At 72.8% G+C, this 20,276-nt stretch carries 13 protein-coding genes and 3 pseudogenes; 9 read left to right on the plus strand and 7 right to left on the minus strand.

Going from position 1 to position 20,276, the window contains the following annotated elements; all coding sequences use genetic code 11:
* From nusA to AB0L56_RS13555, 9 genes and pseudogenes are all read left to right on the plus strand, one after another.
* Positions 1-1,011: a transcription termination factor NusA gene (gene nusA, locus AB0L56_RS13515; protein ID WP_365422527.1), complete on the plus strand. Its 1,011-nt coding sequence runs from the start codon at positions 1-3 to the stop codon at positions 1,009-1,011.
* Positions 1,012-1,112: 101 nt separating this feature from the next.
* Positions 1,113-1,433 carry a YlxR family protein gene (locus tag AB0L56_RS13520; RefSeq protein ID WP_361024405.1) on the plus strand — a complete coding sequence of 107 codons (321 nt, stop codon included), beginning with the start codon at positions 1,113-1,115 and terminating at the stop codon, positions 1,431-1,433.
* Positions 1,434-1,582: 149 nt separating this feature from the next.
* Positions 1,583-4,600, plus strand: coding sequence for a translation initiation factor IF-2 (gene infB, locus AB0L56_RS13525; protein ID WP_365422531.1), 3,018 nt, complete (start codon positions 1,583-1,585; stop codon positions 4,598-4,600).
* A 224-nt stretch (positions 4,601-4,824) separates the two neighbouring features.
* Positions 4,825-5,118, plus strand: coding sequence for a DUF503 domain-containing protein (locus AB0L56_RS13530; protein ID WP_361024399.1), 294 nt, complete (start codon positions 4,825-4,827; stop codon positions 5,116-5,118).
* 53 nt (positions 5,119-5,171) lie between these two features.
* Positions 5,172-5,621, plus strand: a complete 450-nt coding sequence (gene rbfA / locus AB0L56_RS13535; protein ID WP_361024396.1) for a 30S ribosome-binding factor RbfA — start codon at positions 5,172-5,174, stop codon at positions 5,619-5,621.
* Entirely contained in the window at positions 5,618-6,523 is a 906-nt protein-coding gene (gene truB, locus AB0L56_RS13540; RefSeq protein WP_365422535.1) for a tRNA pseudouridine(55) synthase TruB, read from the plus strand. The genes rbfA and truB overlap by 4 nt, the downstream gene beginning before the upstream one ends.
* Before the next feature lie 366 nt (positions 6,524-6,889).
* Positions 6,890-7,337: pseudogene (locus tag AB0L56_RS13545) on the plus strand (serine protease); the annotation flags it as partial.
* Positions 7,338-7,552: 215 nt separating this feature from the next.
* Positions 7,553-7,872, plus strand: a pseudogene (locus AB0L56_RS13550) (hypothetical protein); the annotation flags it as partial.
* Between the two features lie 140 nt (positions 7,873-8,012).
* Positions 8,013-8,966, plus strand: a complete 954-nt coding sequence (locus AB0L56_RS13555) for a bifunctional riboflavin kinase/FAD synthetase (RefSeq protein ID WP_365422538.1) — start codon at positions 8,013-8,015, stop codon at positions 8,964-8,966.
* On the opposite strand, the gene AB0L56_RS13560 is transcribed toward AB0L56_RS13555, so the two are convergent.
* From AB0L56_RS13560 to AB0L56_RS13590, 7 genes and pseudogenes are all read right to left on the minus strand, one after another.
* Positions 8,967-9,971, minus strand: a complete 1,005-nt coding sequence (locus AB0L56_RS13560; RefSeq protein WP_365422541.1) for an ABC transporter ATP-binding protein — start codon at positions 9,969-9,971, stop codon at positions 8,967-8,969.
* 890 nt (positions 9,972-10,861) lie between these two features.
* A pseudogene (locus AB0L56_RS13565) lies at positions 10,862-11,803 on the minus strand (ABC transporter ATP-binding protein); the annotation flags it as partial.
* A complete protein-coding gene (locus AB0L56_RS13570; protein ID WP_365422543.1) occupies positions 11,800-12,714 on the minus strand; it encodes an ABC transporter permease in 915 nt (304 codons plus the stop codon). The pseudogene AB0L56_RS13565 and the gene AB0L56_RS13570, both read right to left, overlap by 4 nt.
* Positions 12,711-13,799, minus strand: coding sequence for an ABC transporter permease (locus AB0L56_RS13575; protein WP_365422546.1), 1,089 nt, complete (start codon positions 13,797-13,799; stop codon positions 12,711-12,713). Before AB0L56_RS13575 ends, AB0L56_RS13570 begins: the two co-directional genes overlap by 4 nt.
* Positions 13,800-13,816: 17 nt before the next feature.
* Positions 13,817-15,673, minus strand: a complete 1,857-nt coding sequence (locus AB0L56_RS13580; RefSeq protein WP_365422549.1) for an ABC transporter substrate-binding protein — start codon at positions 15,671-15,673, stop codon at positions 13,817-13,819.
* A 271-nt stretch (positions 15,674-15,944) separates the two neighbouring features.
* Positions 15,945-19,163, minus strand: a complete 3,219-nt coding sequence (locus tag AB0L56_RS13585) for an SCO5717 family growth-regulating ATPase (RefSeq protein WP_365422552.1) — start codon at positions 19,161-19,163, stop codon at positions 15,945-15,947.
* Between the two features lie 348 nt (positions 19,164-19,511).
* Positions 19,512-20,210, minus strand: a complete 699-nt coding sequence (locus AB0L56_RS13590; RefSeq protein WP_365422635.1) for a hypothetical protein — start codon at positions 20,208-20,210, stop codon at positions 19,512-19,514.
* Between the last annotated feature and the right edge of the window lie 66 nt (positions 20,211-20,276).

The following is a 20,276-nucleotide window of genomic DNA, read 5'->3' on the forward strand; positions in this document are numbered from 1 at the left end:
GTGGACATCGACATGAGCGCCCTGCGGGGCTTGGTACGGGAGAAGGAGATCTCCTTCGACCTGCTGGTCGAGGCGATCGAGTCGGCCCTCCTCATCGCCTACCACCGCACCGAGGGAAGCCGCCGGCACGCGCGAGTGGAGCTCAACCGGGAGACCGGACATGTGACCGTGTGGGCGAAGGAGGACCCCGAGGACCTCGAGGAGGGCCAGGAGCCCCGCGAGTTCGACGACACCCCGTCCGGCTTCGGCCGTATCGCCGCCACCACGGCCAAACAGGTCATCCTGCAGCGCCTGCGCGACGCCGAGGACGACGCGACGCTCGGCGAGTACGCCGGCCGCGAGGGCGACATCGTCACGGGCGTGGTCCAGCAGGGCCGCGACCCCAAGAACGTGCTGGTCGACATCGGCAAGCTGGAGGCCATCCTGCCGGTGCAGGAGCAGGTCCCCGGCGAGACCTACCCGCACGGCACGCGGCTGCGCTCGTACGTCGTCCGGGTGGCCAAGGGCGTCCGGGGCCCCTCCGTGACCCTCTCGCGCACGCACCCCAACCTGGTGAAGAAGCTGTTCGCCCTGGAGGTGCCCGAGATCGCCGACGGCTCCGTGGAGATCGCCGCGATCGCCCGTGAGGCAGGTCACCGTACGAAGATCGCCGTCCGGTCCACCCGTTCCGGTCTGAACGCCAAGGGCGCCTGCATCGGCCCGATGGGCGGCCGGGTGCGCAATGTCATGGGCGAGCTGAACGGTGAGAAGATCGACATCGTCGACTGGTCCGACGACCCGGCCGAGATGGTGGCGAACGCGCTGTCGCCCGCCCGGGTCTCCAAGGTGGAGGTCGTCGACATGGCGGCCCGGTCCGCCCGGGTCACCGTGCCGGACTACCAGCTGTCCCTGGCGATCGGCAAGGAGGGGCAGAACGCCCGTCTCGCCGCGCGTCTGACCGGCTGGCGGATCGACATCCGGCCGGACACGGAGCAGCCCGCGGAACGGGCCGGGGAACGGGCCGGGGAATAGATCCAAGCCGCGGTTCGCTGAGATCACGACAGCTTTGCCCGCGGCGGTGTTCGATTCTTGCCCCGTAGGGGTGAGGTCGGTCCGGGGAGGTAGACTGAGAAGTGTCTGGCCGGACACGTACTGGCGTATGCCCTGAGCGCACTTGCGTGGGGTGCCGGGAGCGAGCGGTCAAGAGCGAGCTGCTGCGGGTCGTGATGACCGAGGACGCGTGCGTCCCTGATCCTCGCGGTACGCTGCCCGGCCGGGGTGCTTATGTGCATCCCGTCCCGGTCTGTCTCGACCAGGCGGTGCGCCGAAGGGCGTTTCCGAGGGCGCTGCGCGTCCCGGGACCGCTCGACGTAAAGGCGTTGCGCCACTACGTCGAGCAGGCGCAAGGTTGCCGAGCGGCGGCTGACAAGCCCGCCGGAGAGGCGACACGGTAAGAAACATGCCGTACGGAAACCCCCGTGCGGTCTGGTACCTCGCGAGTCGAAAGCAGGTCGAGATTGCGATGAGCACTCGATGAGTACGCGATGAGTACGCCCATGAACTAGCGACGGTCCGGACGCAACCCGGACCTCAGAGGAGCGAAGTGGCTAAGGTCCGGGTCTACGAACTCGCCAAGGAGTTCGGTGTGGAGAGCAAGGTCGTCATGGCCAAGCTCCAGGAACTCGGTGAATTCGTCCGTTCGGCGTCTTCGACCATCGAAGCGCCCGTAGTACGCAAACTGACAGATGCCTTCCAGCAGGGCGGGGGCAACGGCAAGCCCGCCGCGAAGCCCGGTGCGCCCCGGAAGGCGGCCCCCAGGCCGGCCGCGCCGTCCCCGGCGCAGTCGGCCCGTCCGGCTGCCCCGAAGCCGCCGGCCGCACCCAAGCCGTCCGCGGCCCAGCAGCCCGCAGCCCCGTCGACGCCCTCGCCGGCGACGCCCGGCCCGCGTCCGACGCCCGGCCCGCGCCCCGCGCCGCGTCCGGCTCCGGCCGCCCCGGAGTTCCAGGCCCCGCCCGCGGCGGCCCCGGCTCCGTCCGGTCCGAAGCCCGGCGGCGCGCGTCCCGGTGCCCCCAAGCCCGGCGGTCGTCCCGCCGGTCCCGGGCAGGGACAGGGCGGCCAGGGCCGTCCGGCGGGTCAGGGTCAGCGCCCCGGTGGCGGCGCACGTCCGGGTGCACGCCCGGCCGGTCCCCGTCCCGGTAACAACCCGTTCACATCCGGTGGCTCCACCGGCATGGCCCGTCCGCAGGCCCCGCGCCCGCAGGGCCAGCGTCCCGGCGGTCCCGGTGCCCCCGGTGCCGGTCCGCGTCCCCAGGCCCCCGGCCAGGGTGGCGGTCCGCGTCCGCAGGCTCCGGGCGGGCAGCGCCCGACCCCGGGCTCGATGCCGCGTCCGCAGGGCGGTCCCCGTCCCGGCGGCGGCCCCGGCGGCCCGCGTCCGAACCCCGGCATGATGCCGCAGCGTCCCGCTGCCGGCCCGCGTCCCGGCCCCGGCGGCCGCGGTCCGGGCGGTGCGGGTCGTCCCGGCGGCGGCGGTCGTCCCGGCGGCGGCTTCGCCGGTCGTCCCGGTGGCGGTGGCGGTGCCGGTCGTCCCGGTGGCGGCGGCGGTTTCGCAGGTCGTCCCGGTGGTGGCGGCTTCGGCGGCGGCGGTGGCCGTCCCGGCTTCGGTGGCCGTCCCGGCGGTCCCGGTGGCCGCGGTGGCACGCAGGGCGCCTTCGGCCGTCCCGGCGGTCCCGCGCGTCGTGGCCGCAAGTCGAAGCGGCAGAGGCGCCAGGAGTACGAGGCCATGCAGGCCCCGTCGGTCGGCGGCGTGATGCTGCCTCGCGGCAACGGCGAGACCATTCGCCTGTCGCGCGGTGCGTCGCTCACCGACTTCGCGGAGAAGATCAACGCCAACCCGGCGTCGCTCGTCGCGGTCATGATGAACCTCGGCGAGATGGTCACCGCGACCCAGTCCGTCTCCGACGAGACGCTCCAGCTCCTCGCGGACGAGATGAACTACACGGTTCAGATCGTCAGCCCGGAGGAGGAGGACCGCGAGCTGCTCGAGTCCTTCGACCTGGAGTTCGGCGAGGACGAGGGCGACGAGGAGGACCTGGTGGTCCGCCCGCCGGTCGTCACCGTCATGGGTCATGTCGACCACGGCAAGACCCGCCTCCTCGACGCCATCCGCAAGACGAACGTCATCGCGGGCGAGGCCGGCGGCATCACCCAGCACATCGGTGCCTACCAGGTCACGACCGAGGTCAACGACGAGGATCGCAAGATTACCTTCATCGACACCCCGGGTCACGAGGCGTTCACCGCCATGCGTGCCCGCGGTGCCAAGTCGACCGACATCGCGATCCTGGTCGTCGCGGCCAACGACGGCGTCATGCCGCAGACGGTCGAGGCGCTCAACCACGCCAAGGCGGCCGAGGTCCCGATCGTCGTCGCGGTCAACAAGATCGACGTCGAGGGTGCCGACCCGACCAAGGTGCGCGGTCAGCTGACCGAGTACGGTCTGGTGGCCGAGGAGTACGGCGGCGACACCATGTTCGTCGACATCTCCGCCAAGCAGGGTCTGCACATCGACAGCCTCCTCGAGGCCGTCGTCCTCACCGCGGACGCCTCGCTCGACCTGCGGGCCAACCCCACGCAGGACGCGCAGGGCATCTCGATCGAGTCCCGGCTCGACCGCGGCCGCGGTGCCGTGGCGACCGTCCTCGTCCAGCGAGGCACGCTGCGGGTCGGCGACACGATGGTGGTGGGCGACGCCTACGGCCGCGTGCGCGCCATGCTCGACGACACCGGCAACAACGTCGCCGAGGCCGGCCCGTCGACGCCGGTGCAGGTCCTGGGCCTGACCAACGTCCCGGGTGCGGGCGACAACTTCATCGTCGTGGACGAGGACCGTACGGCCCGTCAGATCGCCGAGAAGCGCGCCGCCCGTGAGCGCAACGCCGCGTTCGCCAAGCGCACGCGCCGCGTGTCGCTGGAGGACCTGGACAAGGTGCTCAAGGCCGGCGAGGTCCAGCAGCTGAACCTGATCATCAAGGGTGACGCGTCCGGATCGGTGGAGGCCCTCGAGTCCTCCCTGCTCCAGCTGGACGTCGGCGAAGAGGTCGACATCCGCGTCCTGCACCGCGGCGTCGGTGCGGTCACGGAGTCCGACATCGACCTGGCGATGGGCTCGGACGCCATCGTGATCGGCTTCAATGTGCGCGCCGCCGGGCGTGCGCAGCAGATGGCCGAGCGCGAGGGTGTGGACGTCCGGTACTACTCGGTCATCTACCAGGCGATCGAGGAGATCGAGGCGGCCCTCAAGGGCATGCTCAAGCCGGAGTACGAAGAGGTCGAGCTCGGCACGGCGGAGATCCGCGAGGTCTTCAAGTCGTCCAAGCTGGGCAACATCGCGGGTGTGCTCATCCGCTCCGGCGAGGTCAGGCGGAACACCAAGGCCCGCCTCATCCGCGACGGCAAGGTGGTCGCGGAGAACCTCAACATCGAGGGTCTGCGTCGCTTCAAGGACGACGTCACCGAGATCCGCGAAGGCTTCGAGGGCGGTATCAACCTCGGAAACTTCAACGACATCAAGGTCGACGACGTCATCGCGACGTACGAGATGCGCGAGAAGCCGCGGGCGTAACACCCCACGGTGCGTACCGGCCGGCGGGACCGTGGTCCCGCCGGCCGGCTCGTGTGTGCGGGGCCGGCGGCCCGCTCCCGGGAGCCCGGCGGGTCCTCGGCGGGCTCCCGGCGAGCGAATATCCGTCGATCGCCGCGCCCCCTTCGTTGTACGGTTCTGATGTCCCTGCCCGTTCCGATGGCGGGGCCATCGATCCCGGACCGGCGGGTGAACCGGTTACATACATGTATGTGGGGACGCTGTCCTTCGACCTGCTCCTCGGCGACGTACGGTCGCTGAAGGAGAAGCGCTCCATCGTCCGCCCGATCGTCGCCGATCTCCAGCGCAAGTACGCCGTGAGCGCGGCCGAGGTGGAACACATGGACCTCCATCGCAGGTCCGTCATCGGCCTGGCCATGGTGTCCGGCGACGCGGGGCACCTCAGTGACGTACTGGACCGGTGCGAGCGGCTGGTCGCCGGGCGCCCCGAAGTGGAACTGCTGTCCGTCAGGCGGCGCTTCCACGGTGAAGACGACTGACGACCACAGCCGCAGTAGAACGCAGACAGCAAGGAAGAACGGGAGACGGACCAGTGGCCGACAACGCGCGGGCGAAAAGGCTGGCGGACCTCATCCGAGAGGTGGTGGCCCAGAAGCTGCAGCGCGGGATCAAGGACCCGCGGCTCGGCTCGCACGTCACCATCACGGACACCCGGGTCACGGGTGACCTCAGGGAGGCGACCGTCTTCTACACCGTGTACGGGGACGACGAGGAACGGAAGGCCGCCGCGGCGGGACTGGAGAGCGCCAAGGGCATCCTGCGCTCCGAGGTCGGCCGGGCGGCGGGGGTGAAGTTCACCCCGACCCTGACCTTCGTCATGGACGCCCTGCCGGACACCGCGCGCACCATCGAGGACCTCCTCGACAAGGCGCGCCAGTCCGACGCGAAGGTGCGCGAGGCGTCCGCGGGCGCCACGTACGCCGGTGACGCCGACCCGTACCGCAAGCCGGAAGACGACGAGACGGACGACACCGCCGAATGACGCACAAGCCCACCACGCCCGACGGCCTTGTCATCGTCGACAAGCCGTCGGGCTTCACTTCGCACGACGTGGTCGCCAAGATGCGCGGCATCGCGCGCACCCGGCGCGTCGGCCACGCCGGCACCCTCGACCCGATGGCGACGGGCGTCCTCGTCCTCGGCGTCGAGAAGGCGACCAAGCTCCTCGGCCACCTCGCGCTGACCGAGAAGGAATATCTCGGCACCGTCCGGCTCGGGCAGAACACGCTCACCGACGACGCCGAGGGGGAGATCACCTCCTCCGCCGACGCCTCCGGGATCTCCCGCGAGGCCGTCGACGCCGCGATCGCCGAGCTGACCGGCGACATCATGCAGGTGCCGTCCAGGGTCAGCGCCATCAAGATCGACGGGGTGCGCTCCTACAAGCGCGTACGGGAGGGCGAGGAGTTCGACCTCCCCGCCCGGCCGGTCACCGTCTCGTCCTTCTCCGTGTACGACGTACGCGAGGCCGTCGCCGAGGACGGCACCCCCGTGCTCGACCTGGTGGTGTCGGTCGTCTGCTCCTCCGGCACCTACATCCGCGCCCTCGCCCGCGACCTGGGCGCCGCCCTGGGCGTGGGCGGCCACCTCACCGCGCTGCGCCGCACCCGCGTCGGCCCGTACAAGCTGGACTCCGCGAGGACCCTGGACCAGCTTCAGCAGGAGCTGACCGTGATGCCCATCGCCGAGGCGGCCGCCGCCGCGTTCCCCCGCTGGGACGTCGACGAACGGCGGGCCAGGCTAATCACCAACGGCGTACGGCTGGACATGCCCGAGGAGTACGCGGGCTCGGGCGCCGTGGCCGTGTTCGGCCCCGGGAGCCGGTTCCTGGCGCTCGTCGAGGAACACCGGGGCAAGGCCAAGAGCCTCGCCGTCTTCGGCTGACGGACGGACCGGTCCGCCCGTGGAGCGGCGTCACGGGGATGGACATGCCGCCGCTCCACGGTCCCCCTCGGTTCCCCCACCCCTAGGGTGTATCCACCCACGCCTGCCTGTTCACCCGTAAGTGCGGGCGCTCGGAGTGAACCGGGGGAGCGGAAGGGGGCGCGTTCACCGCCCGAGCTGTCCCGCTGATCATCCCGCCCCTGCGAAGGCACGGATGTACGGCGGGAGGCTCAAGAATGCCGCCACACAACGGGCCACGCCCCGAGCGGGGCTTCCCTGGGCGCCACTCGGCGCCCGCTGCGGGGAGGCCCCGGGGCGCGCGGAGCCGTCAGGGCGCCCGGACCCCACCCCCGTCCCCATCTCCCCGTGGATGACGGCCTGGTCCGCCTGCACGATCTCGCGGGCCGCCCGCGTGGTGCGGGCTTCGTCGCCGACCACCTACGGCACTGTCATCACGAGTCACGAGTCACGAGGCCGTCGACGGGCTGCCCCGGCTGGTGTACGCGGTCGGCCACCGCCACTGTGTGGTGACCGCCGCCGCCGTGACCCTGCTGCCGGAGCTCACCTGGCCCTTGTGCGCAGCGAGGGGCTGGGCGTGGCGCCCCTGCCTGTCTCCGCGCGGGAGGGCGTCGAACGAGGCACCCATGTGCGGATCCCCGCCGGGGGCGCGAGGCGCGGGTGCTGGGGACGGCTCCCGTGACCTACACGGCCACCGACCGCGCGCACCGCATCGGCCACGCGATTGGAACTGGCGGTCGGCACCGTCGGCCGGGACGCGCTGCGCCCGGGCGGCGGTGCCACGGCGGGGCCCATGTTCCCTTCGTGGGCGCATGCGCCCTCCCTGCCCCGGGTCGCCGTCGGCGCTGCGGGCTGCGGGGGACGCTCGGCGGGGTGCGCGGGTGCCCCGGAGGGGTTCGTGGTCATGGCGGCGTGGGTGGGGCGGGCCGGGGTGGCGACGTCGGCGCGACCCGTCGAACGGCTCGCCGTGCTCGCGGAGTTCGCCGCGTTCGAGCGGGGCGGGGCCGCCGTGCCGCCCCCGGGACGTCCGTCTCCCGCTCGCTGCGCCGCGAACTGCTGGACTGCCTGCTCGCCCGCGAGTGCGACCCCGCCGTCCTGGATGCGGTCCTGCGCTCCGCCGCCCGCAACCGCGGCCCCGAGCTGCGGGTGCTCGTCCGCCGCACCGGGCTGCACCTGGTCCGCACCCCGGCGGGAGCCGCCACGTCCCGGGCTTCGCCGCCGCCGCCGTCGCCGGCTGGCCGGCCGAGGCCCCGCGCGAATGGGCCGCGCTGGTGGGAGCCGGCACCCGCCGGACGATCGAGGACCACGCGGGCCTCGGCGTACCCGTCTGACCCCGGCCGGGGCGTGCCCCCGTCGCAGAGCGACCAGGCCGATGCGGGCACCCGGCATGGGGCATGGCACCCTTGGAGCTGCGCAGAGAAGTCCGCGGACCCGGGTCCGTCCGGCAAGGTTTCGACAAGGAGCAGGCACAGTGCAGCGCTGGCGTGGCTTGGAGGACATCCCCCAGGACTGGGGGCGCAGCGTCGTCACCATCGGCTCCTACGACGGAGTGCACCGCGGGCACCAGCTGATCATCCGGCATGCCGTGGACCGCGCCCGCGCCCTGGGCGTCCCGGCGGTGGTCGTCACCTTCGACCCGCACCCCAGCGAGGTCGTCCGCCCCGGCAGCCACCCCCCGCTGCTCGCCCCGCACCACCGGCGCGCCGAACTCATGGCCGACCTGGGCGTGGATGCCGTCCTGATCCTGCCCTTCACCACCGAGTTCTCGAAGCTGTCCGCCGCGGACTTCGTGGTGAAGGTCTTGGTCGACAAGCTGCACGCCAAGGCGGTCGTCGAGGGCCCCAACTTCCGCTTCGGCCACAAGGCCGCGGGCACCGTGGAGTTCCTCGCCGAGCAGGGCCGGATCTACGACTTCGACGTCGAGGTCGTCGACCTGTACGTGACCGGTGAGGCGGGCGGCGGCGAGCCGTTCTCCTCGACGCTCACCCGCCGCCTCGTCGCCGAGGGCGACGTGGAGGGCGCCGCCGAGATCCTCGGCCGGCCGCACCGGGTGGAGGGCGTCGTCGTCCGGGGCGCCCAGCGCGGCCGCGACCTGGGCTTCCCCACGGCCAACGTCGAGACCCTCCCGCACACCGCGATCCCCGCCGACGGCGTCTACGCCGGCTGGCTGCACGCCCAGGGCGAGGCCATGCCGGCCGCGATCTCCGTCGGCACCAACCCGCAGTTCGACGGCACCGAGCGCACGGTCGAGGCGTACGCCATCGACCGCGTCGGGCTCGAGCTGTACGGCCTCCATGTCGCCGTCGACTTCCTGGCCTTCGTGCGCGGCCAGGCGAAGTACGACACCCTGGACGCGCTGCTGGAGCAGATGGCAGCGGACGTCGAGCGGTGCAGGGAGCTGGTGGCGGCGGCCGAGAAGGCCTGATCAGCCCGGCGTCCCCGCCCGCCCTGCCGTCACGGCATGCGCCCAGTGGCACGCCACCTGGGCCGCGCCGCTCCCCCCGAGGATCCCGGGGTCCCTGCCCCGACACGCCTGAGCCACCCCCGCCCGCTCCGCCTCGCCGCTCGCAAGGACCGGACAGCGGGCGTGGAAACGGCAGCCGGAGGGGATGCGGGACGGGTCCGGCGTCTCGCCGGTGAGGATCACCGGTTCGCCCGGCGCCTCGGGCAGGACCGACAGCAGGGACCGGGTGTACGGGTGCCGGGGCGCCGTCAGGACCTGCTCCACCGCCCCGGTCTCCACGATCCTGCCGAGATACATCACCGCCACCCGGTCGGCGATGTTCCACGCCAGCCCGAGGTCGTGCGTCACCACCAGCGCGGACAGGCCCAGTTCGGCGCGCAGCCGCAGGAGCAGGGCCAGGATCTCCCCGCGCACGGACGCGTCCAGCGAGGCGACCGGTTCGTCGGCGACGAGGAGCTCGGGCTCCAGCACCAGCGCGCCCGCGATCACCACCCGCTGCCGCTGGCCACCGGACAGCTCGTGCGGATACCGCAGGAAGAAGCGCTCCGGCGGCCGCAGCCCGGCACGGGCCAGCGCTCCCGCGACAGCGGCCCGCTCGTCACCGCCGTACCCGTGGATCCGCAGCCCCTCGGCCACCGCGTCGTACACCGTGTGCCGCGGGTTGAGCGAGCCGCTCGGGTCCTGCAGCACCAGTTGCACACGTCTGCGGTGCGCCTTCAGCGAGCGCCCCGAGTACGCCAGGGGCCGCCCGTCGAACTCCACCCGGCCCGCGGTCGGCTCGACCAGGCCCAGCAGGGCGCGGGCCAGCGTCGTCTTGCCGCAGCCCGACTCACCGACCAGGGCGACGATCTCGCCCGCCCCGATGTCCAGGTCGACACCGTCGACGGCACGGGCCTCCGTCGCACCGTGCCGCCCCGGGAAGGTGACGTGGACCCCCTGCACGGTCAGAAGCGCAGACGTACTCATGAGCCGCTCCCCCTCGCTTCCCCCAACGCACCCGACCCACCCACCGCCGCGCCCGGCGGCAGCCCCGGCTGCCTGCCTACGGCGTCCGGCGGCGGCTCCGGTTGTCGGCCCACCGGGCCCGGCGGCGGCCCCGGTTGCCGGACCACCGCGTCCGGCGGGGCCTCCGGCAGTCGGCCAACTGCGGCCAGCAGGACGTCTGGCTGCCCGTCCACCGGGTCCGGCGGGGCCTCCGGCAGTCGGCCCACTGCGTTCGGCTGGGTGTCTGGCTGCCCGTCCACTGCGTCCGGCGGCCCAGGCTGCCCGCCTGCCGCGTCCGGCGGGGCCGCAGGCAGTCGGTCCACTGCGTCCGGCGGGGCGTCTGGCTGCCCGTCCACCGGGTCCGGCGGCCCCGGCTGTCGGCCCACTGCGTCCGGCGGGGCGTCTGGCTGCCCGTCCACCGGGCGCGGCGGCCCCGGCAGTCGGCCCACTGCGTCCGGCAGGGCGCCTGGCTGCCCGCCCACCGCGTCCGGCGGGGCCTCTGGCTGCCGGTCCACCGCGTCCGGCAGGGCGCCTGGCTGCCCGCCCACCGCGTCCGGCGGGGCCTCTGGCTGCCTGACCACCGGGTCCGGCGGCCCCGGTTGTCGGCCCACTGCGTCGGGCGGGGCGTCTGGCTGCCCGTCCACCGGGTCGGGCGGCCCAGGCTGCCCGCCTCCCGCGTCCGGGCGGGCCTCTGGCTGCCCGTCCACCGGGTCCGGCGGCCCAAGCTGCCCGCCCACCGCGTCCGGCGGGGCCTCCGGTAGTCGGCCCACTGCGTCCGGCGGGGCCTCCGGTTGCCCGACTACCGCGTCCGGCGGCGGCCCAGGCTGCCCGGGCCGGGAGTCCGGAAGGCCGCCCGCCGTGGGCTCCGTGGCCACCCGTACGCACGCCGCCCGGTGTTCCGGGCTCGCGTCGCGTAGCGGCTGGTCCTCCGTCGCGCAGGAATTCAGCGCGACCGGGCACCGTGGATGGAACGTGCAGCCCGCCGGCAGCGCCGTCGGGTCCGGCGGATCACCCGGCAGACCGCGCGGCGCGAAGCGGGAAGCCGGGTCGCCGATGCGGGGGAACGCCGCCGACAGCGCCCGGGCGTACGGATGACGGGCGGCCTCGTACACCCGTCCCGCCGGGCCCTCCTCGACCACCCGCCCCGCGTACATCACCGCGAGCCGGTCACAGGTGCCGGCGAGCACCGCCAGATCGTGGCTGATCATGATCAGGCCGACGTCCTGGTCAGCCACCAGCTGTTCGATCAGCCGCAGGATCTGCGCCTGGATCATCACATCCAGGGCGGTCGTCGGCTCGTCGGCGATGATGAGCCGCGGATCGCAGGCCAGCGCCATGGCGATCATGACGCGCTGCCGCTGACCGCCGGACAGCTCGTGCGGGTACGCCGCCGCACGCGCGGCCGGAAGACCGACGTGCTCCAGCAGCTCCCCGGTCTTCCTCCGCGCCCCCGCCGGGGTGGCCTTCCGGTGCAGCAGCACCGGCTCGGCGATCTGGTCACCGACGCGCCGCACGGGGTTGAGGGAGTGCATCGCCCCCTGGAACACGATGGAGGCCCCGGCCCAGCGGACCGCCCGTACCCGGCCCCACTTCATGGACAGCACGTCCTCGCCGTCCAGCAGGACCTCGCCGCCCACCCGGGTCCCCGCGGGCAACAGCCGCAGCAGGGCCAGCGCCAGCGTGGACTTGCCACAGCCCGACTCGCCCGCGATGCCCAGTTTCCGCCCCGCGTCCAGCCGTAGATCCACCCCGCGCACGGCGTCCGCCCCGCCCGCGTACGTGACCGTCAGCCCCCTGACGTCCAGCAGACTCAACGCGCCACCCCCAGCCTGGGGTTGAGAACGGACTCCACGGCCCGCCCGCACAGCGTGAACGCCAGCGCCACCAGGGCGATGGCGATGCCCGGGGGCACCAGGTACCACCAGTGCCCGGCACTGACCGCACCCGCCTCCCGGGCGTCCTGCAGCAGCCCGCCCCACGACACCACCGTCGGGTCACCGAGCCCCAGGAAGGCCAGCGTCGCCTCCGCCAGGATCGCCGAGGAGATGATCAGCGTCGTCTGCGCCAGCACCAGCGGCATCACATTGGGCAGCACATGCCGGGACATGATGTGCCAGTGCCCGCCGCCGAGCGCCCGCGCCCGCTCGATGTACGGGCGGGTCTCCACCGCCAGCGTCTGCGCCCGCACCAGCCGGGCCGTCGTCGGCCACGTCGTCACCCCGATCGCCACGACGATGGTGAGCAGCGAGCGGGACATCACCGTGGCCAGCGCGATAGCGAGCACCAGCGTCGGCATCACCAGGAACCAGTCGGTGATCCGCATCATCACCGTCGCGTACCACCCGCGGAAGTGACCGGCCGTCACCCCGATCAGCATGCCGATCGCCACCGACAGCACGGCCGCGAACAGCCCCACCAGCAGCGACACCCGGGCACCCCAGATCACCAGGCCGAGCAGATCGCGCCCGAACCGGTCGGCGCCGAAAGGAAGGTCGGCGCTCGGCCGCTCCAGGGGACTGCCCGGGGCGCCCGTCACGTCGTCCACGTCCGAGCCGACGAGCAGCGGAGCGGCCACGGCGAGCAGCACGAACAGCACCAGCGTCGCCAGACCGAGGACACCGGCCCGGTGCGCGCGGTACTGACGCCAGAAACGCGCGGCCGAGGCCCGGCGCCGCTGCCACGCCAGGCCGCGAGGACGCGCGGTCGTGATCTTCTCGGTCGTCATCGGCCCACCCGGGGATCGAACAGCGGATAGATCAGATCGGCGAGCGTGTTCATCACGATCACCGCGGCGGCGAACACCAGGAACAGCCCCTGCACCAGCGGCAGATCGGGCACGCTCAGCCCCTGGTAGAACAGCCCGCCCAGCCCCGGCCAGGAGAAGACCGTCTCCACCAGGATGACTCCCGCCGCCGTCCGTCCGAGGTTGATGAAGATCAGCGTCACGGTCGGCAGCAGCGCGTTGGGAACGGCGTGCCGGCGTCGTACGAGGTCGTCGCGCAGCCCCTTGGCCCGCGCCGTCGTCAGATAGTCGCTGCCCATCTCGTCCAGCAGCGCCGACCGCGTCACCAGCAGCGTCTGCCCGTACTCCACGGCCACCAGCGTCGCCACCGGCAGCACGAGGTGATGCGCCACGTCCACGGCGTACGCGAAGCCTTCCTCACCGCCGCCCGACTCCATGCCGCCGGTCGGGAACAGCCCCGGCAGCGGGCCGATACCGACCGACAGGGTGACGATGAGCAGCAGCCCCAGCCAGAAGGACGGCAGGGAGTACAGCGTGAGCGCCAGCCCCGTGTGGAACCGGTCCCCGAACCGCCCGTTCCGCCATGCCGACCGGGTGCCGAGGACGATGCCGAGCACCGTGTACAGCGCGAAGGCGGTGCCGGTGAGCAGCAGCGTGTTCGGCAACGCCTCCATGATCTTGTCGACCACGGGCGCGTTGAACTGGTACGACGTCCCCAGATCACCGGTGAGCGCCTTGCCGCAGTAGTCGGTGAACTGCTGCCACAGCGGCAGATCCAGCCCGAACTGTTCCCGGTACACCGCGAGTTGCTCGGCCGACACCTGACGGCCCCCCGTCATGAACTTCACCGGGTCGCCGGGGATCAGCCGGAACAGGAAGAAGCTGGTGACGAGGACGGCGAGCAGGGACACGGCCGCGCCCGCCACCTTGCCCGCCACATACCGCGGATAGGCGGTGGCCGTACGGCGACCGCGGGGCGCGCGGCCGGCCGCCGGCCCGTCCTTCACCGGGCCGGCGGCGGCCCCCGTGGTCCCGCCGGCGGATGCCGGTGTCGCGTCGGAGGTCATGGGTCCCCGTCCGCCGCCTACTCGCGGTCCTCGGCCGTGGCCCGTCGCCGCATCGCGACGAACGCCCCCAGCCCCGCGAGGACGACGGCACCGGCGACGATCCCGACGACCACACCCGTCGACGACGAACCGCCGCCCGTATCACCGGAGTCCGCCGGCACCGCCGACCACCAGCTCCAGTAGCCGTCCTGTCCGTAGATGTTGCCCGCCTTCGCGGGCATGGTGGTGATCGACTCGATGTGGTCCGTGCGGTACGCCTCGACCGCGTTCGGGTACGCCATGACGTTCATGTACCCGAGGTCGTACAGCCGCGACTCCATCTGCTTGACGAGGTCCGCCCGCTTCTCGGCGTCGTACTCGGCGAGCTGCCGGGCGTAGAGCTGGTCGTACTTCTTGTCGCAGATGAAGTTGTCGGTCGCGCCGGTCTCCTCCGGTGTCGCCGGGAGCGCGGCGCAGGTGTGGATGGACAGGACGAAGTCGGGGTCCGGGTTGACCGACCAGCCGTCGAAGGCGAGGTCGTACTCGCCGGCGAGCCAGGGATCGGTCACGTTGTCCAGGCAGTTGAGCGTGACCCCGATACCGAGGTCGCCCCACCACTCCTCCAGATACTGGCCGATCGCCTTGTCGTTCGGGTCGGTGGCATGGCACAGCACGCGGTAGTCGATCGCCTTGCCGTCCTTGCCGACCCGCTTGCCGTCCCCGTTCTTCGGGTAACCGGCCTCGTCGAGCAGCCGGGCCGCCTCCGCCGGGTCGTACGCCAGCTCCTGGTCGGCGGACGGCTCCCAGAAGTACTGCGAGTAACGCGGCGGGATATAGCCCGCCCCCTCCACGGCGTGCCCCTGGAACACCTTGTCGATGATGGTCTTCCGGTCCACCGCCATGAACAGCGCGTTGCGCACCCGCTGGTCGAGCAGCGAGGGGTGCCCGTCACCCATCTTCTCGCCGTTCTTCGCCTTCGCCCCCGGGTTGGTGGCCAGAGCGTAGAAGCGGCGGCCCGGGGCGTCGTTGACGCGGATGTTCTCGGCGCCCTTCAGCGACTCCGCCTGAGCGGGCGTCAGGGACGGCGACCCGGCCACGAACGACACCTCGCCCTTGCGCAGCGCCGACACCGCCGCGTCCTGGTCCTTGTAGTAGCGGAAGACGAGCTCGTCGAACTTCGGCGCGCCGCGCCAGAAGTCCTTGTTCGCCTTCAGTCGCACATGGCTGTCCGCCTTGTAGTCGGTGAGGACGAACGGCCCGTTGCCGACGATCGGGAAGTCCTTGTCGTTGTTGAACTTCGCGTAGTCGTCGACCTTCTCCCACACATGACGCGGCACGATCGGCACGTCCAGTGCCGTCATCGTGGCCTGCGGCTTCTTCAGCTCGATGACCAGCTCGGTGGGGCTCGGCGCGGTCACCTTCTCGAAGTTGGCGACGAAGCTGCCGTTCGCGGTGGCGGCGCCCGGGTCGGACATCATCGTGTTGAACGTCCAGGCCGCGTCTTCGGCGGTGGCCTGCTCACCGTCCGACCACTGGGAGTCGGAACGGATGGTGTACGGCCAGGTCAGCTTGTCCGGCGACGACTTCCACGCGGTGGCGAGGCCCGGGACGACATGGTTGTCCTTGGGGTCGTAGTTCGTCAGATACTCGTAGGTGAGCCGGTGGATGCTCGTACTGAGTAGCCGCACCGCCAGGAACGGGCTGAGCGAGTCGACGCTCTGCGCCACGGCGACGGTCAGCACCTTGCTGTCGTCGTCGGCCGCCCGGGCCTCCTGCGGCGCCGGGTTGAGGGGCGTGGCGAGTCCCGCGCAGAGGGTGAGCGCGGCCGCGCCGGCCGCCAGGACGAGCCGGGCGCGGCCCCGGATGCGGCCGCCGTGCTGATCGTTCGTTTCCATGGTCGCTGACCTCGTGTCATCGCTCGCACGGGAAGGAGGGGTTGATCAGATGAGTGATGAGTGTGTCTATCAGCGACCACAGCGAGCGTCAACGGCGCATGCACCCCATGTGGCCTGCGCAAACATCGAATTGATGTGGGGTTTGATGCGGGGTTTCCCGCCCATTGGTCGACACCACTGACGCCCTCCTGGCCAGGGCCTGACGGCGGGTGCGCCCACATGCGGAAGCGGCCCCTCGGAAGGGGCCGCTCCGGCGGACGGGGTGGGGACCTTACTGGCCGGGGTGACCGGGCTGGGGAGGGTAGGGCCCGCTGGGGGGCTGCGGGTAAGCCGTCTGCCCGGGCTGCATGGGCGGCTGGCCCGGCTGGCCGTACGGCTGTCCGGGCTGGGGCTGGGGCTGCTGGGGATACGGCCCTGGCTGACCGGGGATTGGCGGCTGACCGGGGACGTGCTGCCCGGGCAGCGGCGGCGCGGCGACCGGCGGCGGGTTGCCGTCGGACGTCCACAGACCGTGCGACTGCTGGTGCCGGACGAAGTCCTCCGCGACCAGCGCCGCGAGGTTGAAGTACGCCTCCCGCACCTTGGGCCGCATCATGTCGAGGTCGACCTCCGCACCGGCGGCCAGATGCTCGTCGAACGGTACGACGAGCACGCCCCGGCACCGGGTCCGGAAGTGCGCCACGATGTCGTCGACCTTGATCATCTTGCCGGTCTCGCGCACTCCCGAGATGACGGTGAGGGAGCGCGAGACCAGGTCCGCGTACCCGTGCGCGGACAGCCAGTCCAGCGTCGTACTGGCACTGCTCGCACCGTCCACGGACGGCGTGGAGATGATGATCAGCTGGTCGGCGAGGTCCAGCACACCGCGCATGGCGCTGTAGAGCAGGCCCGTACCCGAGTCCGTCAGGATGATCGGGTACTGCTTGCCGAGTACGTCGATCGCGCGCCGGTAGTCCTCGTCGTTGAACGTGGTGGACACGGCCGGGTCCACGTCGTTCGCGATGATCTCCAGACCGGACGACGCCTGCGAGGTGAACCGCCGAATGTCCATGTAGGAGTTGAGGTACGGGATCGCCTGGACCAGGTCACGGATGGTGGCCCCGGTCTCGCGCCGCACACGGCGGCCGAGCGTACCGGCATCCGGGTTGGCGTCGATCGCGAGGATCTTGTCCTGCCGTTCGGTGGCGAGGGTGGAGCCGAGGGCGGTGGTGGTGGTCGTCTTGCCGACACCGCCCTTGAGGCTGATGACGGCGATGCGGTAGCAGGACAGCACCGGCGTACGGATCAGCTCCAGCTTCCGCTGGCGCTCGGCCTCCTCCTTCTTGCCGCCCAGCTTGAAACGCGAACCGCCGGACGCGGGGCGGCTGCTCTTCGCCTTCTGCTTCTTGCTGTTGAGTAGCCGGTCGGACGACAGTTCCACGGCCGCGGTGTAACCGAGGGGGGCGGCACCGGGGTTGGTCGGCTGCCGCTGGTCGTGCTGAACGGGCTGCGGCCAGGCGGCCCCGGCGCGCGGATCGACGGGCTGCTGAGGCACCGGCCCGGCGTGCGGGGGCTGCGCCTGCGGCGGCACACCAGGGTGCTGTGGTTGCTGGGCGGGGGGAGTCGGGGAGGCCGGGAAGCCGTATGCGGCGGGCGGGGCGGCCGGTGTCTCGGCGGGCGGCTGGGCCGTGGTGGCCGGGCCGGGCTGCGGGAGACCGTGACCGCCCTGCGGGCCGGGCGCGGGCGGCTGGTGGGGCCGAGGGGGTTGCTGCGGGAAGCCGTAGCCGGCCTGCGGGCCGGGCACGGGCGGAGTCCCGGGCTGCTGCGGCTGCTGCTGCGGTGCAGGGGTCTGCTGGTCGGCCGGACCGGCCGGCGGGAAGCCGTACCCCGCCGGCGGAGCGGACGGTGCAGGCTGCTGCTGGGCGGCAGGGGCCGGCGCGCCCGGCTGCGGGAAGCCGTATCCGGCGTGCGGGCCGGGCACGGGCGGAGTCCCGGGCTGCTGCGGCTGCTGCTGTGGTGCAGGGGTCTGCTGGTCGGCGGGACCGGCCGGCGGGAAGCCGTATCCCGCCGGCGGGGCGGACGGTGCAGGCTGCTGCTGGGCGGCAGGGGCCGGCGCGCCCGGCTGCGGGAAGCCGTATCCGGCGTGCGGGCCGGGCACGGGCGGCGGGTTCCAGGCGGCGGGCGCGGGCTGGGGCGCCTGCGGCTGGAACTGTGGCTGCTGGGCAGGGGCGGGCGCCTGATGGTCCTGGGCCGCCGCCGGCTGCTGCGCGGGCGCCTGCGGCGGGTGTGCCGGCCACTCGCTCGCGGGCGCCGGGGCTGCGGGGTACGCCGCCGGAGCCGGGGGTGCCTGCGGTGCCGGGGGAGTCCAGGCGGGCGGGGCAGGGACTGCGTCGCGGGGTGTGTCGTCCTCCGGCTCGGCGGGAGGTTCGTCGGCGGGCACGGCGTCGTTCACCGGCTTGGCGTCCTCGGGCTCGGCCACCGCCGTGACGTCCTCGGCGGGCACCGCGTCCTCGGGCTCGGCCTCGGGCTCCGCCGACGCGGCGTCGGCCTCCGCGTCGGCCGCCGGGGGCCCGGCCTCCTCGGGGTCCTCGTCCGCGGCCGGGTCGTCCTCTCCGATGGCGGTGTCGTCGGAGCCGGAAACTCGGTCCGGTTCGCCCTCGCCGGACAGGCCCGACGCGTCCTCGGCGTCGGCCGCGTCCGACGGTTCCGTGCCATCTGCGGAGGGATCGGCAGCGGTCTCGCCGGCCTCGGCAGCAGCCTCGTCCTCGGCGGACTCTGCCGCTGCCCGCGCCTCGAGGTCGGCCGCACCCTCGGTGTCAGCGGATGCTTCGCCATCAGCTGTGACGTCGGCCCCGGCCGCCTCCGACTCCGCCTCGCGCTCCGCGATCTCCCGCTTCAACGCGACGGCGGAGAACCGCATCGTGGCCCCGCTCTCCAGATCACCGTTGTCGGCCGGTTCCGACGACTCGGGCGCGGACCACGGCGACGAAAAGCCCCCGACCGGACCGTTCGGCACGTCCGCGGCCGAAGCCGCGCCGGCGTCCGAGCGCTCCTCGTCCGCCTCCACCTCCGGGCGCTGCGGCTCGAACCCGCTGCCCACCGGAAGCCGGGGCACGGCCACCGGTGGCCCGGAAGGCGGCGTCGGCGGCATGAACGGAGCAGGCGACGCACCCGAGGCCCCCACCGCGTGCGGCGGCGGCGTCAGCCCGGGCAGCGGCGGGACCGGCCCCCCGGCGGAAGGAGCCGCGGGAGGCGAGGAGGGCGACGGAGGCGTGACTCCGGAAGACGACGAAGCGGAAGGACCGGAGGAAGAGGACGACGTGCCCGAGTCCGAACTCCCCGAGGCGTTCTGCGTGTACCAGGCCGGAGGCGCGTAGTCGATAGTGAACTCGCCCGTCGTCTCGATGGCGGACTCCGCGTCGGGCTGGTCATCGCCGGGTGTCGCCCAGCCCCCGCGCGTCCCGTCCCGATCGCTGCTCACAGTTCCTCCTGGTTGGTCATGCACCCTCATGTCACGCTGGGGCGACCGTGTTTGTCGTCCTAAGTGCTTCGCAGTGGTCCGAAGCCGCTCAAGGTCGCGCGGGATCTCTCCGGTTGCACCGGTTTCCCCCGCTCTCCCCCGGGACGCCGCCGCCCGGTTCATGGGTTCCGACGTCACGCCCACACCCAGCCTAATCACCACCCGCCCCACATCGGCAGGCCCGTCCGCCCACCACCCTCGGCCCTCCCGGCCGTACAACGGAAGACAACGGACCGTCAGTCGCGCGATATCCGCCCGCAAACCGGGCAAGAACGACCGTCATGTGACCGCGAAGTGAACCCGGCGTGAGGAAACAGCGTGCGTCGCCTTCCCTCCCGCTCAGTCCATCCTTCGGGGCATGCCCAGCAGCCCGGTCTCCGCGTCGGTGGGCAGGGTCGTCACGTACTGCCGGTCGCCGTCGGCGCACCAGAGCGTCACCCCGTCGGCGAGGGTGGGCAGTGAGTCCATCTCGTCCCGTGACAGGCCCATGGTGCGGCCCAGTTCCGCCGCCTCGTCCGGGGAGACCCGCTGGATGCCCGCCAGCCGGGCCCGCCTGAGCAGCCCGGGAGCGACGGGACTCAAGTACGGCAGCAGCGTCAGCAGCGACTGCCAGGGCCCCGAGACGACCCGCCCCCGGGGTGGCCGCATGCCGCAGTCCCGCACCACCAGCACGGGCGTCCCCGAGGACGCGCCCTGCGGGGGCACGCGTCCCACGTCGTACACCGCCAGTCCGTTCTGCCCGCCCCCCATGGCGTGGACCATCTGCAGCCAGGCCTGCGGGCGTCCCGTCTCCACCGCCACCCGCGCTCCCGTCGCGGCCGCCCGCAGCGCGAGCACCTGCGCCGTCCAGAGCCCGCCGATCAGGACCACGTCGTACGGCGTCGGCCGGTTGAGGCCGAGCACCGCGGGCCGGCCGTCGGCGTCCACACCGGCGATGACGCCGTCGTCGCCGATCGGCAGCGCGAGCGCGTCCACCTGGTCCACCGGCAGCGTATGCCGCCCGTGCCGCGGCCCGATCAGGCCGAAGCCGCTGAGCAGCCGGCTGCCCGGTGTCCGCCGGTTCCCGGACGGCGTGTCCCCGTCGGCGGAGCCGTGCGCGGACGC

This window comes from Streptomyces sp. NPDC052079 (assembly GCF_040680275.1).
Lineage (GTDB): Bacteria > Actinomycetota > Actinomycetes > Streptomycetales > Streptomycetaceae > Streptomyces.

Coding starts and splice junctions, on each gene's coding strand:
- AB0L56_RS13530 (WP_361024399.1), top strand. CDS start 4,825: ATGTATGTGGGGACGCTGTCCTTCGACCTGCTCCTCGGCGACGTACGG.
- truB (WP_365422535.1), top strand. CDS start 5,618: ATGACGCACAAGCCCACCACGCCCGACGGCCTTGTCATCGTCGACAAG.
- AB0L56_RS13560 (WP_365422541.1), bottom strand. CDS start 9,971: ATGAGTACGTCTGCGCTTCTGACCGTGCAGGGGGTCCACGTCACCTTC.
- AB0L56_RS13570 (WP_365422543.1), bottom strand. CDS start 12,714: ATGACGACCGAGAAGATCACGACCGCGCGTCCTCGCGGCCTGGCGTGG.
- AB0L56_RS13575 (WP_365422546.1), bottom strand. CDS start 13,799: ATGACCTCCGACGCGACACCGGCATCCGCCGGCGGGACCACGGGGGCC.
- AB0L56_RS13580 (WP_365422549.1), bottom strand. CDS start 15,673: ATGGAAACGAACGATCAGCACGGCGGCCGCATCCGGGGCCGCGCCCGG.
- AB0L56_RS13585 (WP_365422552.1), bottom strand. CDS start 19,163: ATGAGGGTGCATGACCAACCAGGAGGAACTGTGAGCAGCGATCGGGAC.